This is a genomic window from Brevundimonas vesicularis, from assembly GCF_014204545.1.
Taxonomy (GTDB): Bacteria; Pseudomonadota; Alphaproteobacteria; order Caulobacterales; family Caulobacteraceae; genus Brevundimonas; species Brevundimonas vesicularis_B.
In genome coordinates, this window is the sequence record NZ_JACHLJ010000001.1 from 1,353,214 (window position 1) to 1,375,994 (window position 22,781).

The following is a 22,781-nucleotide window of genomic DNA, read 5'->3' on the forward strand; positions in this document are numbered from 1 at the left end:
ATGATGTTACAATCATGACACAGTTCAGCTACCAGGGATTGGTTAGTTGCGAAGCGCTGCCGCTACAATGATGTCCAAACCGACGAGCCGACGCGCTTTTGACTAGGAATAGACGACATCACAGATTGTCGCGCAGCCAGCCCGCCACACGCCCAACAACATTGCCTCGATGGATCCGGGGCGCGTCGGCGGCTGTAATCTGACGCGCCATCAGCTTTCTTGCCGACACCGCCTCGCGCGGTCCGTAGGCAGCGCGGAGCAGAACGCCAGCGGTGGCGCAGAAGGCGGAGCCGGAGGCGGCATCGGCCAAATGTGGCGCCCGTTGGGGTTTTCCGAGGCGGACGGGACGGTCGAAGACACGCACCGCCAGCTCGCGCACGCCGTTCAGCTGGCTGGCCCCGCCGGTTAGGACGAGGCCCGCGCCGGGCTCCAGGCCGACACCTGCATTTTTCAGCCGATCACGGAGCAGTTCGAGGGTTTCCTCGACGCGGGGAGCGATGACGGTCTTCAACATGGCGCGGGGGACGATGACGGGTCCGGCCGAGGCGTCTTCGCCGCGCGGCGGGGCCTCCAGCATTTCGCGGTCCTCGTTGGCGCTGGCCATGGCCGAGCCGTGAAGGGTCTTGAGCCGTTCGGCGCCGGCCTTGGACGTCGACAGACCGCGTGCGATGTCGGAGGTGACGTGGTCGCCGCCGACGTTCAGGCTTTCAATATGCAGCAGGGAGCGGCCGCCCCAGACGGCTGCGCTGGTCGAGCCGCCGCCCATGTCGATGCAGACGGCGCCCAGGTCCATCTCGTCTTCTTCCAGCGCGGCCAGAGACGAGACGACGGGTGCGGCGGCGACTCCTTGCAGGTCGAGGTGCGCCAACTCCAGGCAATGGCTGAGGGTCGTGAACACGTTCTCGGCCATCGAGACGACCAACAGATCAAGACCCAGCGAGCCGCCCCGCATCGAACGCGGATCATGCACGCCGCGCGCGCCATCGACCGACCAGGCGATGGGCAGGACGTGGATCGGGCGGCGGTTGGGCAGGCGGATCTGGGCCAGGGCCATGCCGATGGCGCGCGCCAGATCGGCGTCGCCGACCGGGTTGGCCCCCAGCGAGACGCGGGCCTGCACCCGGTGGCTTGCCATCTGGCCGATAGCCGTGGTGACGACGACGCCGGAAACCGGGCTCTGGGCCGCGCGCTCGGCGCGTTCGACCGCGTGGCCGATGGCCTGTGCGGCCTCGTCCATGTTGATGATGGCTCCGCCCCTCACACCCTTGGACTGGACGTGGCTGGCGCCCGCGACGCGGATGGTGCGGTCGGCATGACGGACGCCGTCCGGCTTCATGATGAAGCACGACACCTTGGATTGACCGATGTCCAGCGCGGCGACCACGGGCGCGCGACCGGCGCGAGGATCCATGCCCCGACCGTGATCATTCGCCGCGCCGCGTTGCTTGGTCATGTCCTACGGTCCTTAGGCGTCGCCGGCGGGTCGCACGGCGACCTCGTCCGGGGTTCTGAGATCGACGCGGGCGAAACCCAGGTCGAGCAGGCGTTCGCGCTGGTCCAGCGCATCGAGGCGGATCAGGGCCGCCTCCTGTTCGGTGGCGGGAAGCTGGATCAGGCTGCCGTCCTTCAGGCGCAGGTCCCAGCGGCGCTCGTCCACGCGCACCAGGGCGTCCACCATCCCCATCAGTCGCGGGCGCTGGGCCAGCAGAGGCAGAATTTCGCCAGCCGCCACGTCCGCGCCCTTGCCCACGACAAGCGGCAGCGTCGGATAGCGACGCGCGTCGGCGCCGTCGATGACCTGGCCCCGATTGTCGATCACCTTGATCTGGCCGGCCTCCTGCCAGACGGCGAGGCGGTCGTGTTCCTTGACCTCGACGATCAGGGTGTCGGGCAACAGGCGCACCACGCGCGCCTCCTTGACCCAACCCACGCCCTGGACGCGCGTGCGAATGGCGTCCAGATCCAGGCTAGTGATCGGCTGACCGGAATACAGACCCAGCGCGCGCTGAATCGCCGGCTCGGCCTCGGGTGAGGCGCCGGTGATGTGGACCCGCTTCAGCGTCAAGCCCATGCCGGCCGTCACATTATCCAGGCCATGCGAAACCGAGGCGCCGATCCGCTCGGCGCGTGCGCCCGTGGCCAGAACTCCGACCAGCAGCAGCGCGCCGGCGCCCAGGGCGATCACGGCGGTGCGCGGCGAAATATCGACACGGCCGATGGCGGCCATCTTGCCGGGAACGGCGGACGCGTTCTGGGCCCCGCCGCGCGACCGTCCTCCGCCCTTGGAAGCCGAACCGCGCTGTGGAGCCTGACTAGAACCCTGTCGCCGACCGCCGCGAACTACCGCGGGCATGAGGCGTCCTCCACCATCCACCGAACCAGATCATCATAGCTCATCCCGGTATGGGCGGCCTGCTCGGGCGCGAGCGAAGTCGGGGTCATGCCGGGCTGGGTATTGACCTCCAACAGGACCAGATCGTCCTTAACATCATCATAACGGAAGTCGGATCGCGACACGCCGCGGCACCCCATGGCCACGTGCGCCGCCTCGGCCTGACGCAGCGCCTGTTCGAACACATGCGTAGGCAGGACGGCCGGCAGGACGTGCACCGATCCGCCCGGCGCATACTTGGCCTCGTAATCGTAGAAGCCCTTGGTGGGGGTGATGTCCGTGACCGTCAGGGCGCGCGGCCCGGCCGGCTCGCCCAGCACGGTGACGCACAGCTCCTTACCGGCGATATAGGGCTCGACGACGACACGCTCGCCGTAAGCCCAACCTGGCTCGCCCACTTCGGCGACCGGCCGATTGGCACCCTCGCGCACCAGGAAGACGCCGACGGACGAGCCCTCGGCATTCGGCTTGACCACATAGGGCGGGTCGATGACGTGGCGGCTGGCGACTTCGTGACGATCGTAAAGACCACCGCCTGGCACCTTGATGCCAGCCGCCCGCAGCACGGCCTTGGACTTGTCCTTGTCCATCGCCAGGGCCGAGGCCAGCACGCCAGAATGGGTGTAGGGAATCCGCAGGGTCTCCAGCACGCCCTGAACGCAGCCGTCCTCGCCCCAGGCGCCGTGCAGGCAGTTCAGCACGACATCCGGCTTGATCAGGCCCGAAAGCACATTGGCCAGATCCCGCCCGGCATCCACGCGGCTGACGCGTACGCCCTGCCGCTCCAGCGCCAGCGCGCACTGCTCGCCCGACGAGAGGGACACCTCCCGCTCTGCGGAAAGGCCGCCCATCAGGACGGCGACGTGAAGATCTTTGAAAGCGCGGGCCATGGCGCCTTGGATTGGGGCCTACATGTTTAACAGGCCGTCAACCATTGGCGACCGCCGACCATTTTTGCGCGGGATTTTTATCCCGCTCGGCCGATCCGCTTGATTTCCCACTCCAGCTGAACGCCGGTCTTGGCCAGCACATCCGCGCGAACCGCCTCGCCCAGGCCTTCGATGTCGGCGGCTGTCCCCTCGCCGGGATTGATCATGAAGTTGGAGTGCAGTTCGCTGAACTTGGCCCCACCCCCGGTTTCGGCGTGCAGTTTGCCGCGCCAGCCGGCCTCGTCCACCAGCTTCCACGACGAATGGCCCTCGGGATTCTTGAACGTCGAGCCGCCCGTCTTCTCACGGATGGGCTGGGTTGTTTCGCGACGGCTGGTGATCTCGGAGATCCGGGCCGCCACCGCCTCGGGTTCGTCGGCCGTGCCGCGATAGGTCGCCTCGATCCAAATGATGTCGGCCGGCGCCTGGGAATGGCGATAGGTGTAACCGAAGTCGGCCAGAGCGTAATCGACCCGCTCGCCCGCCCGCGTCAGGCCCCAGGCCGACACCAGCACGTCCTGGGTCTCGGAGCCATAGCAACCGGCGTTCATGGTCAGGGCGCCGCCGATCGTGCCCGGAATGCCGGCGTAGAATTCCAGCCCGGCGATTCCCGCCTTGGCGCTGGCCTTGGCCACCATGGAGTCCAGCGCGCCCGCGCCGGCAGTGATCGTGTCGCCGTCTGTCGTGATCTGCGCCCACGGGCGGCCCGCCAGGCGGATCACCACCCCCTCGACCCCGCCGTCACGGACGATGACGTTCGATCCGACGCCCAGAACCGTCACCGGCACGGCCGGGTCCAAGGCCTTCAGGAAGTCCGCCAGATCCTCGGCGTCCGCCGGAATGAACAGGGCCTCGGCCGAACCGCCCACCCGAAACCAGGTATAGGGCGCCAGCGGCTCATTCCGCAGCAGCTTGCCGCGCACTTCGGGCAAATCGATCACGCCAGAGTCTCCAGCTGCGCCGGCAGGCCATAGGCCCAGCTGGTGATATCGCCGGCGCCCAGCAGCACGACGACGTCGCCGGATTTGGCCTCATCCTTGATCAGGCGTGGCAGGACGGCGGCGTTCTCCAGGGCCTGGACGTGACGATGGCCATAGCGGCGCACTCCGTCGGCCAAGGCGTGCTTGTCCACGCCTTCGATCGGTTGTTCGCCGGCGGGATAGACGTCGGCGACGATCACGCTGTCGGCGTCCGAGAAGCAGGTCGAGAATTCGTCCATCAGGTCGCGCAGGCGCGTGTAGCGGTGCGGCTGAACCACGGCGATGACCCGTCCGTCCGTCACCTGGCGCGCGGCCTTCAGCACGGCGGCGATCTCGACCGGGTGGTGGCCGTAGTCGTCGACGATGCGAACGCCGCCCACGACGCCCGTGGTGGTGAAGCGCCGCTTGACCCCGCCAAAGCCGGCAAGGCCGGTGCGGATCGCGTCGTCCGACACATCCAGCTCGCGCGCCACGGCGATCGCGGCCAAGGCGTTCGACACATTGTGCCAGCCGGCCATCGGCAGATGAACGCCCGAGATCACATGGGTTTCGCCATTCTGGATGACCACGTCGAAGCGGCAGCCGTCCGGCCCCATCTCGACATTGTCGGCCCGCACCATGGCCTGCGGATTGACGCCGTAGGTCACCAGCCGCCTGTTATCGATGGCCGCGACCAGCTTCTGCACTTCGGGATGATCCAGGCAGACAGCGGCGAACCCGTAAAAGGGGATGTTCTCGACGAAATCTACGAACGCCTTCCGCACCCCGTCGAAGTCGCCGTAGTGGTCCAGATGTTCTGGGTCGATGTTGGTGACGATGGCCACCGTCGACTTCAGGCGCAGGAAGCTGCCGTCCGACTCGTCCGCCTCCACCACGATCCAGTCGCCGTCCCCGACCTTGGCGTTGGTGCCATAGGCGTTGATGATGCCGCCGTTGACCACTGTGGGATCCAGGCCCGCCGCATCCAGCAGGGCCGCCACCATAGAGGTCGTCGTCGTCTTGCCGTGCGTACCGCCCACCGCAATCGAGAACTGCAGCCGCATCAGCTCGGCCAGCATCTCGGCCCGGCGCACCAGCGGGATGCGGCGCTCTCGAGCCGCCTTCATCTCGGGATTGTCGGTCTTGACCGCCGTCGAATAGACCACCGCCGAAACGCCCTCGCCTACATGGGCGGCGTCGTGGCCGATGAAGATCTTGGCGCCAAGCTGTTCCAGTCGCTCGGTATTGGCGCTCGCCTTGGCGTCAGAGCCCTGCACCGAATAGCCGATCTTCAGCATGATCTCGGCGATGCCGCTCATGCCGATGCCGCCGATGCCGACGAAATGAACAGGACCGAGGTCGAACGGGACGGGGCGAAGGCGTGCGATCATTTTCGCCTCATAAACGCCGCCTCGCCTCCTGCGAAGGGCGCGCCGCATACGGAGCGAACTTTTCTAAGGACGATCTGGCGCAGCTGTGCGCGAACTCGCACAGAACCATTGCGCCTCCACCGAGTTGTCTTCGGGAACGCGCGCGGCTCCCGCTTGCGCCGCTTCTCCAAAGGAATTCCAAGATGGCCAAGAACTCAAAGCCGGTCGGCGCGCCGACAATCGGCAACGCCGGCGAAGTGCACCAGACCGCCTCGACGCCTGAGCCCCGCCTGACCACCAATCACGGCACGCCGATCAGCGACAATCAGAATTCGCTCAAGGCCGGCCCGCGCGGCTCGACCCTGCTGGAAGACTTCATCCTTCGCGAAAAGATCCAGCATTTCGACCACGAGCGTATCCCGGAGCGGATCGTCCATGCCCGCGGCTCGGCCGCCCACGGCTTCTTCGAACTGACCGACAGTCTGTCGGACTTCACCACCGCCAAAATCCTGACCGAGGTCGGCAAGAAAACCGAGCTGTTCACCCGTTTCTCGACCGTCGCCGGCGGCGCGGGGTCTGTTGATACGCCGCGCGACGTGCGCGGCTTTGCGGTCAAATTCTATACGACCGAGGGCAACTGGGATCTGGTCGGCAACAACATCCCCGTCTTCTTCATCCAGGACGCGATCAAGTTCCCGGACCTGATCCATTCGGTGAAGATGGAGGCCGATAAAGGCTATCCTCAAGCGGCCAGCGCTCACGATACCTTCTGGGATTTCATCGGCCTGATGCCCGAGAGCATGCATATGGTCATGTGGGCCATGTCCGACCGCGGCATCCCGCGCAGCCTTCGCATGATGGAGGGTTTCGGCGTCAACACCTTCCGGCTGATCAACGCCGAAGGCGAGGCGACCCTGGTCAAGTTCCACTGGCGGCCCAAGCTGGGCACGCAATCCACCTGCTGGGACGAGGCGGTCAAGATCGCCGGCGCCGACCCCGATTATCACCGTCGCGACTTGTATGAGGCCATCGATCAGGGCGACTTCCCCGAATGGGAGTTCGGCGTGCAGCTTTTCACCCAGGAACAGGCCGACGCCCTGCCCTTCGACATCCTGGACGCCACCAAGCTGGTGCCGGAAGAAGACTATCCGATCCGCGTGATCGGCCGCATGGTGCTGGATCGCAACCCCGATAACTTCTTCGCCGAGACCGAACAGGTCGCCTTCCTGCCGACCAACATCGTGCCGGGCATCGACTTTTCGGAAGACCCGCTGCTGCAAGGGCGGCTGTTCTCCTATCAGGACACCCAACTCTCGCGTCTGGGCACGGTCAACTTCCACCAGATCCCGATCAACCAGGCCAAGGGCTGCCCCTTCCAGAACTTCCAGCGCGACGGGCATATGCAGATGGCTGTGCCCAAGGGCCGCGCCAACTATGAGCCCAACAGCCTGTCCGAGGCGGGCGAGGACGGCGGCCCGCGTGAAGATCCCAAGGGCGGTTTCCGCACCGCGCCCATCCCGGTCGAGGGCGGAAAGGTCCGGCTGCGCGCCGAAAGCTTCGCCGATCACTACAGCCAGGCGCGGCTGTTTTTCCGCTCCCAGACCGAGATCGAACAGGCCCACCTGGCCAGCGCCATCGTCTTCGAACTGTCCAAGGTGTCGCTCGCCCACGTTCGCGAGCGTGTTCTGGCCAATCTGCAGAACGTCGATGAGACCCTGGCCCAGCGTGTCGCAGACGGCCTGAACCTGCCCCTGCCCAAGGCGTCGGACCCCGGTGTGGCGCCCATCGATCTGGACGCCTCGCCTGCCCTGCGCATCGTCGGCAAATATCCCGACACCCTGAAAGGCCGAAAGGTCGCCATTCTGGTCGCCGACGGTTCGGACGGCGCCGTCGTCGATGCGGTGAAGGCGGCGGTTGAAGGCGACGGCGGCTCAGTCTTCATCGTCGCACCCAAGATCGGCGGCGCCAAGCTGAAGGGCGGCAAGAATTTGGCGGCAGATGGTCAGCTGGCCGGCAGCCCGTCGGTCCTGTTTGACGCCGTGGCGATCGTTTTGTCCCAGGACGGCTGCGCCCAGATGCTGAACGAAGGCGCGGCAGTCGATTTCGCCAAAGACGCCTTCGGTCACCTTAAGGCCATCGGCCACACGCCCGAGGCCCAGCCCCTGCTCGACAAGGCGGGCATCGAGGCTGACGCCGGCGTGATCGAGCTGTCCAAGAACGCCGAAAGCTTCCTCGCCCCCGCCCGCACCCGCCAATGGGATCGCGAGCCCAAGGTGAGAATGCTGGCCTAACCGCAGATAATTTGATCAGAACGATAAAAGGGCCGGGCGATGCATCGCCCGGCCCTTTTTTTCCAGCATCGCGATGCGATCAGCTGTCGGCTTGCCAGCCGCCGGCCAGGGCGCGGAACAGGGCGATCTGGTAGGTCGTGACCAAGGCGTCGGACTGAGCGAGAGCGGCGTCCGCCGACGCTTGGGTGCGTTCGGCGTCCAGCACCAGGAGGAAGCTGTCGGCGCCGGCGTTGAAGCGTAAGCGCGACAGGTCGGCGGCGCGGGCGGCCTGGTCCCTGGCTTCGGTCAGGGCCGCACGGCGGTCCAGTTCGTTCGCGTAGTTGCTGAGCGCCGTCTCGGTTTCCTGAAGCGCCGTCAGCACCGTCTGGTCGAAGTTGGCGAGCGCCGCGTCCGAACGGGCGCCGGCGGCCTTGATCTGAGCGCGGGCGGCGAAGACGTTGGGGAAGGACCAACTGATCAGCGGACCGAAGCTGAAGCGGAAGTTCTGGTCGTCGCCCAGTCCACCCGAGTCCAGCGCGGTGGAGCCGAACGATCCGCCCAGGCTGATCTGCGGAAACAGGTTGGCGGTCGCCACATTGACGCGCGCGGCGGCGGCGGCCAGTTCGGCCTCGGCCTGGCGCACATCGGGACGGCGGGCCAGAAGCGCCGCACCATCGCCAACCGGGATCGGCTGGTTGAGCTGGGGCGGACGCACGCAGGCGGCGGCGGCCTGGCTGGCCTCGGCCGGGGTGCGCCCGGTCAGGGTCGCCAGGCGGAACAGCGCCTCGTTACGGGCCGCGCGCAGGGTCGGCAGGGTCGCCGCCGTCTGGGCCAGGGCCGCGCGGGCGCTGGCCACGTCCAGCCCCGTGCCCGCCCCGCCGTCGAGGAGGGTCTGGGTCAGATTGGCGGTGTTGCGTTGCAGCTCCAACGTCCGTTCGGCCACCGCGATCTGCGCATTGGCCGAGCAGGTGTCGGCATAGGCGCGCGTCGTTTCGGCCGCGACCGTCACCTGGACCGTGGCCAGGGCGGCCTCCGCGGCGCGGGCGTCGGCGCGGGCGGCGCGGATGGTGGATTCCACCCGTCCGAACAGATCGACCTCATAGGCCGCCTGAACGCCGACGTCATAGGTGTCGATCTCGGGCGCATCCTGCCCGGCGGGCAGGCCCTGGACCGTGGCGGCCGACGCGCGACTGCGCTGGGCCTGAGCGCTGGTCGTCGTGGTCGGGAAACGGCCGACGCGGGCCTCCGACAGCGACGCCCGGACCGCGCGCAGATTGGCGAAGGCGGCCTCGAGCTGGTTGTTTTCGGCGAAGGCCTGCTGGATCAAGGCATCCAGCGTGGGGTCTTCATACAGCCGCCACCAGTCGTCGCGTGCAGCAGCGGTCGAGACGGTGGGGCTGGCCGAGCCGACGAAGGCGCCCGTGCCGGCGACGGGCAGGTCGGCGACGGGCGCCTTGGGCCCGACCGCGCAGGCGGTCAGCAGGGCGCCAGAAGCCGTCAATTGGGCTGCGGCGGTCAGGAAGCTGAGGGTCTTGTTGCGGGTCATCAGATGTCCCCTCCCCGGCCGGTCGCGGGCGCAGGCGCGTTCGGATCGGTCAGGTCGCTGGTTTCGTCATAACGTACGGGCCGGTCCAAAGGACGGTCAGGCGTCGTGGTCGGTTTCTTGCCTTGCGGCAGTTTCGAGGACAGCCACCGGCTGACCACATAGAAGACCGGGGTGAAGATCAGGCCGAAGAACGTCACGCCCAGCATGCCCGAGAAGACGGACGTGCCCAGCGACTGACGCATCTCCGCGCCCGGCCCCGAGGCCAGCATCAGCGGCACGACGCCGAGGATGAAGGCGAACGAGGTCATCAGGATCGGACGCAGACGGGTCTTGGCGGCGACGACCGCAGCCTCGAACCGGTTCATGCCTTGCTCTTCCTCGGCCTGTTTGGCGAACTCGACGATCAGGATGGCGTTCTTGGCCGCCAGGGCGATCAGAACGACAAGCCCGATCTGGACCAGAATGTTGTTGTCCAGGCCACGCAGGTTCACCCCGATAATGGCCGCCAGCAGACACATCGGCACGATCAGGATGACCGCCAGCGGAAGCGTGAACGCTTCGTACTGAGCCGCCAGCACCAGGAAGACGAACACCACCGCCATCAGGAAGATGACCGTCGCGCCGGAACCCGCCGCCTTCTGCTGATAGGCCAGACCCGTCCATTCGTAAGAGAAGCCCTGCGGCAGGGTCTGGGCGGCCATGGTTTCCATGATCTGCAGCGCCTCGCCGGAAGAGACCCCTGCCGCGGCGTTGCCCTGAAGTTCGGCCGCCGGGAACAGGTTGTAGCGCACGATCCGCGCCGGGCCGGAATCGTTGACCAGATTGGCCACCGACCCGATCGGCACCATGGCGCCCGTGGACGACTTGGTCTTCAGATTGGCGATGTCGGCGATGTCGTCGCGCGCCGTCGGCTCCGCCTGCGCCGTCACCCGGAAGGTGCGGCCCAGCATGTTGAAGTCGTTGACGTAGGACGAACCCAGATAGACGCCCAGGGTGTCGAACACCGAACTGGGTTGGACGCCCAGCATCAGCGCCTTGTCGCGGTCGACGTCGGCGGTGATGCGCGGCGAGGCCGTGTTGTAGGTCGAGAAGACCTGGCTGACCTCGGTCGGTTTCTGGGCGGCGGCGCCCATCATGGCGAAGGTCGCGCCTTCCAGCGGACGATAGCCGGCTCCTTCGCGGTCCTGGATCATCATCGAGAAGCCGTTGCCGGTGCCCAGACCCTGGACCGCCGGGGGGGCGATGACGAAGATCTGAGCATCCTCGATCTGTCCGGTCGCCTGGGTGATGGCGCCGGCCAAGGCCGTGGCGGCCTCTTCCTTGGAGCGTTCCTCGAACCCGTTCAGGCGCACGAAGATGGTGGCGGCGTTGGAGCCGAACGAGAAGCTGGAGCCGTCCAGACCGGCGAAGGCCACGGTGCCGTTCACCCCGGCGGTTCCCTGGATGATCTTGGTGGCGCGTTCCATCACCGCCTGGGTGCGATCCAGAGACGCGCCCGCCGGCAGTTGGATGACACCGATCAGGAAGCCCTGATCCTGTTCAGGGATAAAGCCCGAGGGGGTGTCGACCAGACGCCAGGCGGTGAGGCCCAGAAGACCGGCATAGATGATCAGCACCAGACCGACCGTGCGCACCAGACGCGCAGTCAGGCGGCCGTAACGGTCCGACAGCCAGTCGAAGCCTTCGTTGAACTTCCGCCCTGCCCAGCCGCCATAATAGACGACCGTGCCCAGGACGCCCGGCTTGCGAGCGTGCTCGTGATCCTTCTTGTGCGGCTTCAGCAGCAGGGCGGCCATGGCCGGCGAAAGCGTCAGGGACACGAACAGCGAGATGACCGAGGCCGAGGCGATGACGACCGCGAACTGGCGATAGAAGATGCCTGGGATGCCGGGCACGAACATCGTCGGCACAAACACCGACACCAGCACCAGACCGATGGCGATCAGGGCGCCGGAAACCTCCTGCATCGATCGATAGGCGGCCTCCTTCGGCGTCAGGCCCTCGCTGATGGCCCGCTCCACGTTCTCGACCACGACGATGGCGTCATCGACGACGATGCCGACCGCAAGGACCAGGGCGAACAGGGACAGGGAGTTGATCGAATAGCCCAGCGCCAGCTGCACCGCGAAGGTGCCGACCAGGGCAACGGGAATGGCGACGATGGGGATGATGGCCGCGCGCCAGGTCTGCAGGAAGACCATGACCACGATGATGACCAGAATGACCGCTTCGACCAGGGTGTGCTGAACCGACTCCACCGAGGCGGCGACGAATTCGGTCGGGTTGTAGGGCACGCCCACCTTCATGCCGGCGGGCACTTCGGACTTGAGGGCCTCGACCTCTTTCAGGACGCGGTCGGCGGTGCCCAGGGCGTTGGCGCCCGGCTGTTGCACGATCGCGATCCCGACGCCGCGCTGGCCGTCGAAGAAGCCGCGGATGCCGTAGTCCTGGGCGCCCAGTTCGATCCGCGCCACGTCGCGCAGATAGGTGACGCGGCCTTGGGCGTCCGTCTTCAGGACGACGTTGGCGAACTCATTGGGATCGCTGAGACGGCCCTGAACCTGGACCGGCAGTTGGAAGGCGGCCGCGCTGTTAGGGAACGGCGGTTGGCCGATGGAGCCGGCGGCGGCCTGGACGTTCTGGGCGCGCAGGGCGGAGACGATCTCGGGGCCCGTCAGACCGCGCTCGGCCGCCTTGGCCGGGTCGATCCAGACGCGCATCGAATAGTTGCCGCCGCCGAACACCTGAACCGCGCCCACGCCCTCGATCCGCAGCAGACGGTCCCGCAGCGTGGAGTTGGCGTAGTTGCCGACATAGTCGTTATCCAGGGTGCCGTCGGGCGACGTCAGCCCCAGGATCATCAGGAAGCCGCTCTCGGCCTTGTTGACCACGACGCCCGTCTGGCGAACCGCCTCGGGAAGACGGGGCTCGGCCAGCGCCACCCGGTTCTGGACCAGCACCTGTGCCGAATCCAGGTCCGTGCCGGGCTGGAAGGTCACGGTGATGGCCACCGCCCCGTCCGATGTGGACGAGGAGGAGATGTAGAGCATGTTTTCGACGCCGTTCACCTCCTGCTCGATGGGGGCGGCGACGGTTTCGGCCAGGGTCTCGGCCGATGCGCCGGGATAGGCGGCGTTGATGGTGATCGTCGGCGGCGCGATCTCCGGATACTGCGACAAGGGCAGCAGCGGATAGGCGGCGATGCCGATGATGGAGATCACCACCGCGATCACGGCCGCGAAGATCGGCCGGTCGATGAAGAAGCGCGAGATGTTCATGGCTTAGCCGGCCGGCAGGCTGTTGGCGAAGGAGGCGCTGGACGCTGGCGCCGACTGGGTGACGGGCGCCTGGGACGCATCGCCGGCGACGGGTTCGATCTTGCCGTTCTTGGGCGTGACCTTCGAACCCGGCTGGGCGGCGCGTTGCAGACCCGCGATGATGACGCGGTCGGTCGGGGCCAGGCCCGAACGGACGACGCGCAAGCCCTGCACGATCGGGCCGAGCTGGACGGCCTTGGTCGTCACGGTGCCGTCGGCATTGACCACGGCGACAGTGCGGCGGGCCTGATCGGTGCCGATGGCCGAATCCGGAACCAGCAGGGCGTCATAGGCGCCGGCGCCCGCGACCTGGGCGCTGCCGAACATGCCGGGACGCAGGAAGCCGTCGGCGTTCGGTAGAATCGCGCGCAGACGGATCACGCCCGAGGCGGTGTCCACGGCGTTGTCCGAGAAGTCGAGACGGCCGGTGTGCTTGTACGTGCTTTCGTCCTGCAGGCGCACGTTGACGACCGCGCCCTGATTGGCGCCGCCCTGACGCAGGTATTTAAGCAGGACCGCTTCCGAGCCGTCGAAGACGAAATGGATCGGGCCGCCCGAGATGATGGTGGTCAGGATGTCGCCGGCCGACGAACCGCCGGCGATGACGTTGCCCGGATCGACGCGACGGTCGGACACGCGACCCGAGGTCGGCGCGGTGACGCGGGTGTATTCCAGGTTCAGACGCGCATTGCGGACGGCGGCGTTGCCGGCCGCCAGATTGGCCTGGGCCGCATCGACGGCCGCCTTGTTGGAATCATATTCGGCCTTGGACACAGCCTGCGAGGCCAACAGGGCCTCGCTGCGGGCCAGGTTGGCGCGGGCCAGCGACAGTTGCGACTGAGCCTGGGCCACCTGGGCCTGAGCCTGCGCCAGCGCGGCCTGCGCCGGACGCGGATCGAGGGTGAACAGCAGCTGGCCGCGCTGGACCATCTGGCCGTCGCGGAAGTGAACCGCCTGGATATAGCCGCCGAAGCGGGCGCGCACGTCCACGCTCTCGACCGCTTCGAAGCGCCCGGTGAACTCGTCCCAGTCCCGCACCTGCTGCTTCAGCGGCACAGCCACCGTCACGGGCGGCGCGCCTTGCGCGGGCGCCTCTGCCTTTGGGGAACAACCATAAAGCGCACCCGTCACCATGACGGATACCGCCGCAATCTTCAGCCCGCGCATCTGCGCATCTCCCTGTCGGAGGTAAATCCCTGTCGTGCGGACAGAGGCCGATGGGGAGTCGGCCTTGTCAACGCGTGGTGACTTAATGGTCGGAGCCGTGGCGCTTGTCAACAGACGTTGACAAAGCCATATGTGATCTACGGTTATTGTCTGTGGAGTGTCATCACCTTGTTATGTCCCGGCCCACGCCCGAGAAACGCCGCCGCCACACGCACGGCCATTCTCGATGCTGCGCGCGAGAGATTCGCGGCCGAGAGCTATGACGACGTGGGCATGCGCGACATCGCCCGCGATGTCGGCGTCGATGCGGCCCTGATCAGCCGCTACTTCGGCTCCAAGGACGATCTGTTCCTGGCCGCGCTGGACAGTTGCGGCGACGGCAGCGCCCTTATGCAGGGCGAAAAGGCCGACTTCGGCCGGCGCGTCGCCCACGAGATCGTCTTCGAACCCAAGAAGGCCGAAAAGCTGAAAGGCATGTCGATCATGCTGCGCTCGATCGGCTCGGCCAAGGCGTCGGAGATGGTTCAGACCACCTGCACCCAGCGCTTCTTCGGCCCGCTGGAGGAGTGGCTGAGCGGGCCGGACGCCACGGTCCGAGCTCGGCTGCTGGCCGGCTTCATCATGGGCATGTCGGTCAGTCGCGAACTGGGCGGCGGCAGCTTCAACATCGAACCCGTTCAATGCGAGGAGATGCGCGACCGCCTGGCGCCCATTCTTCAGTCCCTGATCGACGGCTGACCCAATCGCCGAAACGAAAAAGGGCGCGGAGGCTGTCCCCCGCGCCCTTTGTCTTGTCTGGCGACCGGCTCAGTGCGAGGCGGTTGAGGTCACTTCGGTCCGCGCCTTGGTGCGGATGCAGCCGATCGCGAAGATGGTCAGGCCGACGTAGCCCAGCATCGGCACGATGAAGGCAGGCTGAAGCTTGCCGGCCGCATCGGCGATATGCGCCGCGACCTGGGGCAGAAGCGCGCCGCCGATGATGCCGAACACCAGCAGGCCCGAGGTCGCCGAAGTCGGAGCGGTCGAGCGCTCCAGCGTCAGGGTGAAGATGGTCGGGAACATGATCGAGTTGAACAGACCGATCGACAGGACGGCATAGGCCGCCGTCGGACCGCCGATTTGGCTGACGGTCAGGCACAGGACGGCCGCCGCGACGGTGCAGCAGGCAAGGACGATGCCGGGGCGCACCTTGGTCAGGACGGCCGAACCGATGAAGCGGCCGACCATCGCGCCGCCCCAGTACAGGGCAACCATCTTGCCTGCCGTCTCGATGGGGGCGTTCAGGATGTCGGGGCTTTCCAGGAAGTTGGTCAGCATGCCGCCGATGGCGACTTCGGAACCGACGTAGAGGAAGATGGCCAAGGCGCCGAATACGGCCCACGGCGACGACAAGGCCTTCAACGGCGAGACCGCATTGTGCGATTCAGGCGCCGCCGCATTGATCTTCTTGCGCGCTGTGAAGATGAAGACGGCGATCAAGGCGAAGAAGGCGCCCATGCCCAGGAAGGCCATGTCGATGCTGCGCAGTGACTGGGTGCGGGTCGCGGCGGTGACGACGGCGCCAGCGGCGAAGACGCCGCCCGTCAGCAGGACGTGCGAGCCCAGCCAGGGGCCGACGGTGGTGCCCAGCGAGTTGAAGGCCTGCGACAGATTCAGACGACTGGAGGCGCCCTTGGGGCTGCCCAGCTCGGCGACCAGCGGGTTGGCCGCGACCTGCAGCAGGGTCACGCCCGAGGCGATGACGAACAGGGCGATCAGGACGCCGGGATACCAGTCGGCGGCGGTGGCGGCCGGCACGATCAGGCAGCCCGCGACCATGACGATCAGGGCGCCGATGATTGAGCGGCTGTAACCAAGCTTGCTGAGCACCGAGGCCGCTGGCAGCGACATCAGCCCATAGGCGATGAACCAGGCGAAGGTCGTCAGGAAGGCCTCGGCGTTGTTCAGGTCGAACACCCGCTTAACCGCCGCGATCAGCGGGTCGATCAGCGAGGTGGCGAAGCCCCAGGCGAAGAACAGCGTGGTGACATAGGCGAAGGCCAGGCCTGCGCCCTGGCGTTTTCCGGCGTCCGGAACGGTCATGAAGGATCCCCCAGTGAAATCGAACGGCCGCGCTGTGGTCGCGCGGTTCTCATCCTTCTTGGTTCGGACATCGCGAAAGGCGCGTCCAGCCGAAAAGCGCGCTTTGTAACGAAACTTTTCCGCCGAGCCGGGGCGCAGGCAAAGAAAAGGGCCGCCTCGCGAACGCGGCGGCCCAAGTTTGCTCAGAAGAGAGGGGAAATCAGAACTTGTAGTTCAGCCCGACTGCGAAGGTGCGGCCGTAGTGCTGATAGTCGATGGTCCGGCGCTCATCGCCGTTCTCGAAGGTCTTGAACGGCTCGTCGGTCAGGTTGTTGACCTGAGCCAGAACCGACAGGCTTTCCAGCGGACCGGACTGGAACTCATAGCCGACCTGGGCATCGACGACCGTTTCAGCCGCCACCGAACGCAGGGTGCGGCCGTTGCCGAAGCCGGCGACCTCGCCCAGGTAATCCGAGCGATAGCGGGCCGAGATCCGCGACTGGAAGCCGTAGCGCTCATAGTAGAGCGAACCGTTGATCACGTTTTCCGACAGACCCGGCAGAGCAGTCGGGGCCTGGGTCGGATCGGGCTGGACCTCGCTGTCCGTGGTTGAGGCGCTGAACTGGGCGCCGAAACCTTCCAGAGCCGGATGGAAGATGTCGAACGGCGCCGAGATCGACAGTTCAAGACCCTTGATCCAGCCACCTTCGCCGTTGTCAGGCGCGCCGACCAGGCCCTGGCGCAACGCAGGCTCGGGGTTGGTGGGCGAAATCACGCCGATGGGATAGCCCGTGAAGTCGAAGATCTGGTTGCGGTTATAAACGTAGCTTTCCAGGTTCTTGTAGAACGCCGCCAGCGAGATGTAGCCCTTGCGGTTGGCGAAATACTTCTCGAACGACACGTCGATGACGTCCGCGATGAACGGCCGCAGTTCCGGATTGCCGCCGCCGCCGCCCCAGGGGGAACGGTTGATGTCGGTCGATTGGGCCAAGCTGGGGTTATAGCTGTAGTTCCGCGAGGCGCGCATATCGTCCATGCGCGGACGCGCTAGGGTGCGCGAAACCGCCAGACGCGTGAACATGTCCTCGCCGGCTTCCAGGATGAAGTTCGCGCTGGGCAGGATCTCCAGATATTCGTCGCCGCCCGTCACCGCGATGGTCTCGGAGACGCCCGGTCCGACCTGACGCGCCGAGAAGCCGCTGGAGCTTTGATCGGTATAGACGAACTGCATGCCGACATTGCCGGTCAGGGCGCGGCCAAACAGATTGTGATCGATGTTGGCGCGGACATAGGCGGTTGAGACCTTTTCCGTCACCTCCCAGTTGCCGGCGGTGACGTCGGCGTTCGGGTTGCGGATGCGGTTCAAGGCGCCGCTGTTAACTAGGCCGAGAGCGTCATAGCTCAGCACGGCGCTGATGCCGAGATAGCCAAGGTCGGTCGGGTCCAGCAGGAAGGCCGAGGGCACGGTCAGATCGCCGCCACCGGGGACGCCGAGATAGAACTGATCGTTGACGAAGCTCTTCTGACGCTCGGTGTAGTTGACGCCGAAGTCGATCGACTTGAACGGGCTCTGGTGCAGTTGGCGCGTGACCGAGAAGCGGGCCGCCTTCAGTTCGTCCTCGATGGACGGCGTGTTCAGATAGCCGGCCTGACCTTCAGGGATCACGTCGCCGCCCCAGCCCTGCGGGCTGGTGATGCGGATCAGGTTCGGATCGGCGTAGTTCAGACGGCTGGTGAAGCGAGTGACGCCGTCGTCGGTCAGTTCGAAACCCAAAGTATCCAGCGCGCCGTTGATGTTGCGGCCGGTGCCGGCGTTGGTTTCCAAAATAATGTCGTTACGCTCGACCTTTGAATAGCTGAGGTCCAGGTTCGCCGACCAGTCGTCGCTGATCGTGAACTCAGTGTTCCAGCCCAAGGCGGTGATGTTGCTGTCGCGCTTGTTCAGGTCGTTGCGGACGACACCCTTGATGTTGTCCCAAGTACCGGCGACGATCAGGCCGTCCTGCACGGTGTAACCAGGGCGCAGCGCGGGGCCAGGACGGCAGATTGCGGACGGCACGTTCACGGTGCAGTCACCGGAAGAACCGCCCCAAGCCAGTGGGAACTCGATGCCGCGCAGAACCTGGGTGTTCTTGAACTCGGAATAGAAGGCGTCGATCGTGGAGTGGATGCGGTCGTTCGGGCGCCATTCCAGCACGCCCATATAGCCGTCGCGCTCCAGCTCCGACGACATCACATAGGGCTTCACGCCGCCGGTCAGCAGATTGCCGTCCGTGTAGTTGGGATAGCCCCAAGCATTGAAGCGCTCGGACTGATAAGGCGAGCTCATGTGGGCGTAGCCCAGGGCCACGCCCAGCGTGCCGTCCAGGAACTGATCGATGTAGGAGATGGTGTAGCGGTCGCCGTTGTCGGTCGTACCCGAGTTCAGGGCGCCGATCTCGTTCCACTCATGACGATAGTTCATCGCGATGGCCTGGCGGCCATAGGCCAGCGGGCGAACGGTGCGCAGGTCGACGGTGCCGCCCAGACCTTGGCCGATCAGGGCCGCGTCCGGGGTCTTGTAGACGACGACGCTATTCAGCAGTTCGGCGGGGAATTGGTCGAACTCGACGCCGCGGTTGTCGCCGGTGGTGACCAGTTCGCGCCCATTCAGCAGGGCGGTCGTGAAATCGGGGCCCAGGCCACGGATGGAGATCGCCTGGCTGCGGCCGTCGAGGCGCTGCATCGTTACGCCCGGAAGGCGCGCCAGGGATTCGGCGATCGAGACGTCCGGCAGCTTGCCGATGTCTTCGGCCGAGATGACTTCGACGATCGAGGTGTTGTTGGCCTTGGCCGAGATCGCGGCCTCGATCGAACGGCGAATGCCGGTGACGACGATCTCATCGACCTGTGTCGCCTGATCGTCGGCCTGCGTTGTCGCGGCGGCGGTTTGTGCGTGGGCCGAGCCGACCGCCATCAGGGCGGCTGCGCCGAAGGCGACGCCGGATAGCAGGCGCGCGCGCCGGTTGAGACGTTGGAACATGGTCATCCTCCCTGGGGCTGACCGCGATTCTGAACGTCGCGATCTGAAGCCGTCGCAAAAATATGCAAATCTTTTGGAATGTTGCAAGCAGTTAATGCGGAGGTCTGATTTCCGTCGCACTTCCCGCTGCTTTACAGCCCGCTGAGGTCCGAGTGTGTGCGGTTTCGCGCTGTTTCCATGACGCATTGCAGCATTTCAGCGACGCGTTGACAGCTCCGTTCATTGCTGCAAAATCTTGCAAATCGATCTGGAAGGCTTTGCACTTTCTAGACGCAAGGGAGTGAGCGTCATGGCGAGGGGAAACCTCAAAAGGGTCGGACTGCACGCGGCGATGGCGGCGGCGGCTCTGTTGAGCGGCTGTGCAACGCCGAGCGCGGCGGAAACGCGCCAAGCCGAAGACGCCCTGTCGGCCCTGCGTCAACGCCTGCCTCAGGATGAGGTGATCTACTTCTTGTTGCCGGATCGGTTCGCCAATGGCGATCCGTCGAACGACCACGGCGGTTACGCGGCCGAGCGGCTCAAGAGCGGCTTCGATCCGTCTGACACCGACTTCTATCACGGCGGCGATCTGGCGGGCGTGACCCAGCGGCTGGACTATATTCAAGGCCTGGGCGCCACAGCCGTCTGGCTGGCGCCCGTCTTCAAGAACAAGCCGGTCCAGTCGCACGGCAACTACACCGGCGCGGCGCACCACGGCTATTGGATCACCGACTTCACGGCCGTCGATCCGCACTTCGGCGATGAGGCGGCGATGCGCGCCCTGGTCGAGGCGGCCCATGCGCGTGGGATGAAGGTCTATCTGGACATCGTCGCCAACCACACCGCCGACGTCATCCAGTATCGCGAATGCCCGGAAGGCCGCTGCGCCTATCGCAGTCGCGCCGACTATCCCTACACCCGTCGCGGCGGCGTCGATGGCGCGCCGATCAACGAGGGCTTCGACGGTCGCGACTTCTCGCGCCTGACCCGGCCCGACTACGCCTACACTCCCTATGTCCCGGCGGGCGAAGAGAACGCAAAGGTTCCGGCCTGGCTGAACGACCCTATCCACTATCATAACCGGGGCGAGAGCACCTTCACCGGCGAAAGCAGCCTGGACGGCGACTTCGCCGGGCTGGACGATCTGCTGACCGAGGATCCGGTGGTCATCCAGGGTATGATCGACATCTTCGGCGGCTGGATCGACAAATACGGGATCGACGGCTTCCGCATCGACACCGCCCGCCATGTGAACCCTGGCTTTTGGCAGGCCTTCATTCCCGCCATGATCGCCCGCGCCGAGGCCAAGGGCATTCCGAACTTCCACATCTTCGGCGAGGTCTATGATCCCGATCCGGCGGTGACGGCGCGGTTTACGCGGGTCGACGGTTATCCGGCGGTGCTGGACTTCCCGTTCCAGAAGCAGGCGACCGACGTGGCGGCCGGCAAGGTCGGGACCGACGCCCTCGCCAAGCTGTTCGACGCCGACACGATCTATGACAAGGGCGCGGAGACCGCCGCCATCCTGCCGACCTTCCTGGGCAATCATGACATGGGCCGGGTCGGCTTCTTCGTGAAACAGGCCAATCCGAACGCCGACGACGCCGAGGTCCTGGCGCGCATCAAACTGGCCCATGCCCTGATGATGTTCAGCCGGGGCGTGCCCACGCTCTATTACGGGGACGAACAGGGTTTCGCCGGCGCGGGTGGATACGGAAACTCGCGTCAGGACATGTGGCCCAGCCGCACCCCGGTCTATGCGAATGAGCCGCCTGTCGGCGGTCGCCAGCCGGCCTATTCCACGGACGCGCCCCTGTATCGGGCCATTGCCGAAATGGCCCGCGTACGCGCCGCCGAAGCGGCCCTGCGACGCGGCCGTCAGGTCGTGCGCGCCTATGGCGACAAGCCCGGTCTGTTCGCAATGTCTCGCATCGGCGAGGACGGATCGGAGATTCTGGCCTTGTTCAACACCTCCACCGCGCCCGTCGCCGCTCAAGTCGAGGTGGAGCCCGGCTCGCTGCGGTGGCAAGCTCTGCGCGGCGATTGCGCACCCGAATCCTCAGCACCCGCCAGCGTCGCCGTTCGCGTGCCTCCCCTCGATTACCTCGTCTGCAAGAGCGTGCCGTGACTGCCCTGCCCCTCGATCTTTCTACGGCTGACGCCGCCCCCGCATTGGCGCAGGACTGGTGGCGCGGCGCGGTGCTGTATCAGATCTATCCGCGCAGCTTCGCCGACTCCAACGACGACGGCGTGGGCGATCTGAAGGGGATCACCCAGCACCTCGACCATGTCGCTTCTCTAGGCGTCGATGGCATCTGGCTGTCGCCCTTCTTCACGTCGCCGATGAAGGACTTCGGCTACGACGTGTCGGACTACTGCGACGTCGATCCGATCTTCGGCACTTTGGCCGATTTCGACGCCCTGATCGCGCGCGCTCATGCCCTGGGGCTGAAGGTCGTCATCGATCAGGTCTTTTCTCACACCTCAGACGAACATCCCTGGTTTACGGACAGCCGCGCCAGCCGCCACGGAGACCACGCCGACTGGTACGTCTGGGCCGACGCCAAGCCGGACGGCTCGCCGCCCTCGAACTGGCAGTCGGTGTTCGGCGGCCCGGCCTGGACCTGGGACGCGCGGCGCGGCCAGTACTACATGCACAACTTCCTGGCCTCCCAGCCCCAGCTGAACGTCAGGAACCCCGCGGTTCAGGACGCTCTGATCGCCGCCGCACGCTTCTGGCTGGACCGGGGCGTGGACGGCTTCCGTCTGGATGCGATCAACTTCGCCATCCATGACCCGTCCCTGCGCGACAATCCGCCGATCCAGGACGGCAAGAAGCGCACGCGGCCGTTCGACTTCCAGGACAAGATCTACAACCAGTCCCACCCGGACATCATCGGCTTCCTGAACCGCATCCGCGCCCTGACCGACAGCTATGAAGGCCGGTTCACGGTGGCGGAGGTCGGCGGCGATCACGCCGACCGCGAGATGAAGGAATTCACCGCCGGCAACGACCGTCTGCACTCGGCGTACGGCTTCCTATATCTCTATGCCGATACACTGAAGAGCGAACTGATCGGCTTGGGCGATGGGATGTGGCCAGATCAGCAGGGCGAGGGCTGGCCGTCCTGGACCTTCTCCAACCACGATGCGCCGCGCGCCGTGTCGCGTTGGGCCCAGGGCCGGGACGAGAAGGCCTTCTCGGAAATGGCCTTGCTGCTGCTGATGTGCCTGCGCGGCAATGTCTTCGTCTATCAGGGCGAAGAGTTGGGCCTGCCTCAGGCCGAGGTGCCATTCGAACGGCTGGTGGATCCCGAGGCCATCGCCAACTGGCCTGAGACTCTGGGCCGCGACGGCGCCCGCACGCCGATCCCCTGGGTGGCCTCGGCGCCTAACGCCGGCTTCTCGACGGTCGAGCCCTGGCTGCCGGTCGATCCGCGCCATCTGTCGCTCGCCGTGGATGCGCAGGAGGCGGACCCGACATCGATCCTGCACGCCGCGCGCCGCATCATCGCCCTGCGTCAGGTCCACCCGGCGCTGCGGACCGGTGAGCTGGAGATCGAGAGCGCGGGCGACCTGTTGGTCTTCCGCCGGTTCGAACGGGCCGAGGGCGGCGAGCGTCTGCTGTGCGTGTTCAACCTCGGCTTCGAGGCCGTGGATTGGTCTGCGCCTGCCGGTGCGCACCGGATCGCGGCGGTCAACTGGACCGAGGCGGACGGATCGACGCTGAGCCCGCTGGCTGGCCTGATCTTCGCCGACGCCGGATGAC

At 66.1% G+C, this 22,781-nt stretch carries 14 protein-coding genes; 4 read left to right on the plus strand and 10 right to left on the minus strand.

Annotated elements, in window-relative coordinates; translation table 11 throughout:
• Positions 1 to 118: 118 nt before the first annotated feature.
• The 5 genes from ftsA to murC all read right to left on the minus strand — a co-directional run bounded on the left by ftsA (position 119) and on the right by murC (position 5,671).
• Positions 119 to 1,411, minus strand: coding sequence for a cell division protein FtsA (gene ftsA / locus HNP47_RS06910; RefSeq protein ID WP_184279132.1), 1,293 nt, complete (start codon positions 1,409 to 1,411; stop codon positions 119 to 121).
• Between the two features lie 54 nt (positions 1,412 to 1,465).
• Positions 1,466 to 2,353, minus strand: a complete 888-nt coding sequence (locus HNP47_RS06915; RefSeq protein WP_221414931.1) for a cell division protein FtsQ/DivIB — start codon at positions 2,351 to 2,353, stop codon at positions 1,466 to 1,468.
• Positions 2,341 to 3,282 (minus strand): D-alanine--D-alanine ligase, encoded by a 942-nt coding sequence (locus tag HNP47_RS06920; RefSeq protein ID WP_184278853.1) that lies wholly within the window; start codon positions 3,280 to 3,282, stop codon positions 2,341 to 2,343. The genes HNP47_RS06915 and HNP47_RS06920 overlap by 13 nt, the downstream gene beginning before the upstream one ends.
• 77 nt (positions 3,283 to 3,359) lie before the next feature.
• A complete protein-coding gene (murB, locus tag HNP47_RS06925; protein ID WP_184278854.1) occupies positions 3,360 to 4,262 on the minus strand; it encodes a UDP-N-acetylmuramate dehydrogenase in 903 nt (300 codons plus the stop codon).
• Positions 4,259 to 5,671: a UDP-N-acetylmuramate--L-alanine ligase gene (gene murC / locus HNP47_RS06930; protein ID WP_184278855.1), complete on the minus strand. Its 1,413-nt coding sequence runs from the start codon at positions 5,669 to 5,671 to the stop codon at positions 4,259 to 4,261. The genes murB and murC overlap by 4 nt, the downstream gene beginning before the upstream one ends.
• Positions 5,672 to 5,853: 182 nt before the next feature.
• Between murC and HNP47_RS06935 the strand changes: the two genes are divergently transcribed.
• The gene (locus tag HNP47_RS06935; protein ID WP_184278856.1) at positions 5,854 to 7,941 is read left to right on the plus strand and encodes a catalase; all 2,088 of its coding nucleotides are present in this window, start codon (positions 5,854 to 5,856) and stop codon (positions 7,939 to 7,941) included.
• 79 nt (positions 7,942 to 8,020) lie between these two features.
• Here the strand turns inward: HNP47_RS06935 and HNP47_RS06940 are convergent, their stop codons facing one another.
• Genes HNP47_RS06940 through HNP47_RS06950 form a run of 3 tightly spaced genes read right to left on the minus strand, consistent with a single transcriptional unit; the run spans position 8,021 to position 13,950 of the window.
• On the minus strand, positions 8,021 to 9,466 hold the full coding sequence (locus HNP47_RS06940; RefSeq protein ID WP_184278857.1) for an efflux transporter outer membrane subunit: 1,446 nt from the start codon (positions 9,464 to 9,466) through the stop codon (positions 8,021 to 8,023).
• A complete protein-coding gene (locus tag HNP47_RS06945; protein ID WP_184278858.1) occupies positions 9,466 to 12,744 on the minus strand; it encodes an efflux RND transporter permease subunit in 3,279 nt (1,092 codons plus the stop codon). The genes HNP47_RS06940 and HNP47_RS06945 overlap by 1 nt, the downstream gene beginning before the upstream one ends.
• Before the next feature lie 3 nt (positions 12,745 to 12,747).
• Positions 12,748 to 13,950 (minus strand): efflux RND transporter periplasmic adaptor subunit, encoded by a 1,203-nt coding sequence (locus HNP47_RS06950; RefSeq protein WP_184278859.1) that lies wholly within the window; start codon positions 13,948 to 13,950, stop codon positions 12,748 to 12,750.
• 132 nt (positions 13,951 to 14,082) lie between these two features.
• On the opposite strand from HNP47_RS06950, the gene HNP47_RS06955 reads away from it, so the two are divergent.
• On the plus strand, positions 14,083 to 14,688 hold the full coding sequence (locus tag HNP47_RS06955; protein ID WP_311770038.1) for a TetR family transcriptional regulator: 606 nt from the start codon (positions 14,083 to 14,085) through the stop codon (positions 14,686 to 14,688).
• Between the two features lie 69 nt (positions 14,689 to 14,757).
• Here the strand turns inward: HNP47_RS06955 and HNP47_RS06960 are convergent, their stop codons facing one another.
• Together HNP47_RS06960 and HNP47_RS06965 are read right to left on the minus strand one after the other, a co-directional pair.
• Positions 14,758 to 16,032 (minus strand): sugar MFS transporter, encoded by a 1,275-nt coding sequence (locus HNP47_RS06960; RefSeq protein ID WP_017505130.1) that lies wholly within the window; start codon positions 16,030 to 16,032, stop codon positions 14,758 to 14,760.
• A gap of 199 nt (positions 16,033 to 16,231) precedes the next feature.
• The gene (locus HNP47_RS06965; RefSeq protein WP_221414932.1) at positions 16,232 to 19,033 is read right to left on the minus strand and encodes a TonB-dependent receptor; all 2,802 of its coding nucleotides are present in this window, start codon (positions 19,031 to 19,033) and stop codon (positions 16,232 to 16,234) included.
• Between the two features lie 289 nt (positions 19,034 to 19,322).
• Between HNP47_RS06965 and HNP47_RS06970 the strand changes: the two genes are divergently transcribed.
• Both HNP47_RS06970 and HNP47_RS06975 read left to right on the plus strand, forming a co-directional pair.
• Positions 19,323 to 21,140 (plus strand): alpha-amylase family glycosyl hydrolase, encoded by a 1,818-nt coding sequence (locus HNP47_RS06970; RefSeq protein WP_260394635.1) that lies wholly within the window; start codon positions 19,323 to 19,325, stop codon positions 21,138 to 21,140.
• Positions 21,137 to 22,780: an alpha glucosidase gene (locus HNP47_RS06975; RefSeq protein WP_311770039.1), complete on the plus strand. Its 1,644-nt coding sequence runs from the start codon at positions 21,137 to 21,139 to the stop codon at positions 22,778 to 22,780. Before HNP47_RS06970 ends, HNP47_RS06975 begins: the two co-directional genes overlap by 4 nt.
• Position 22,781: the final 1 nt, after the last annotated feature.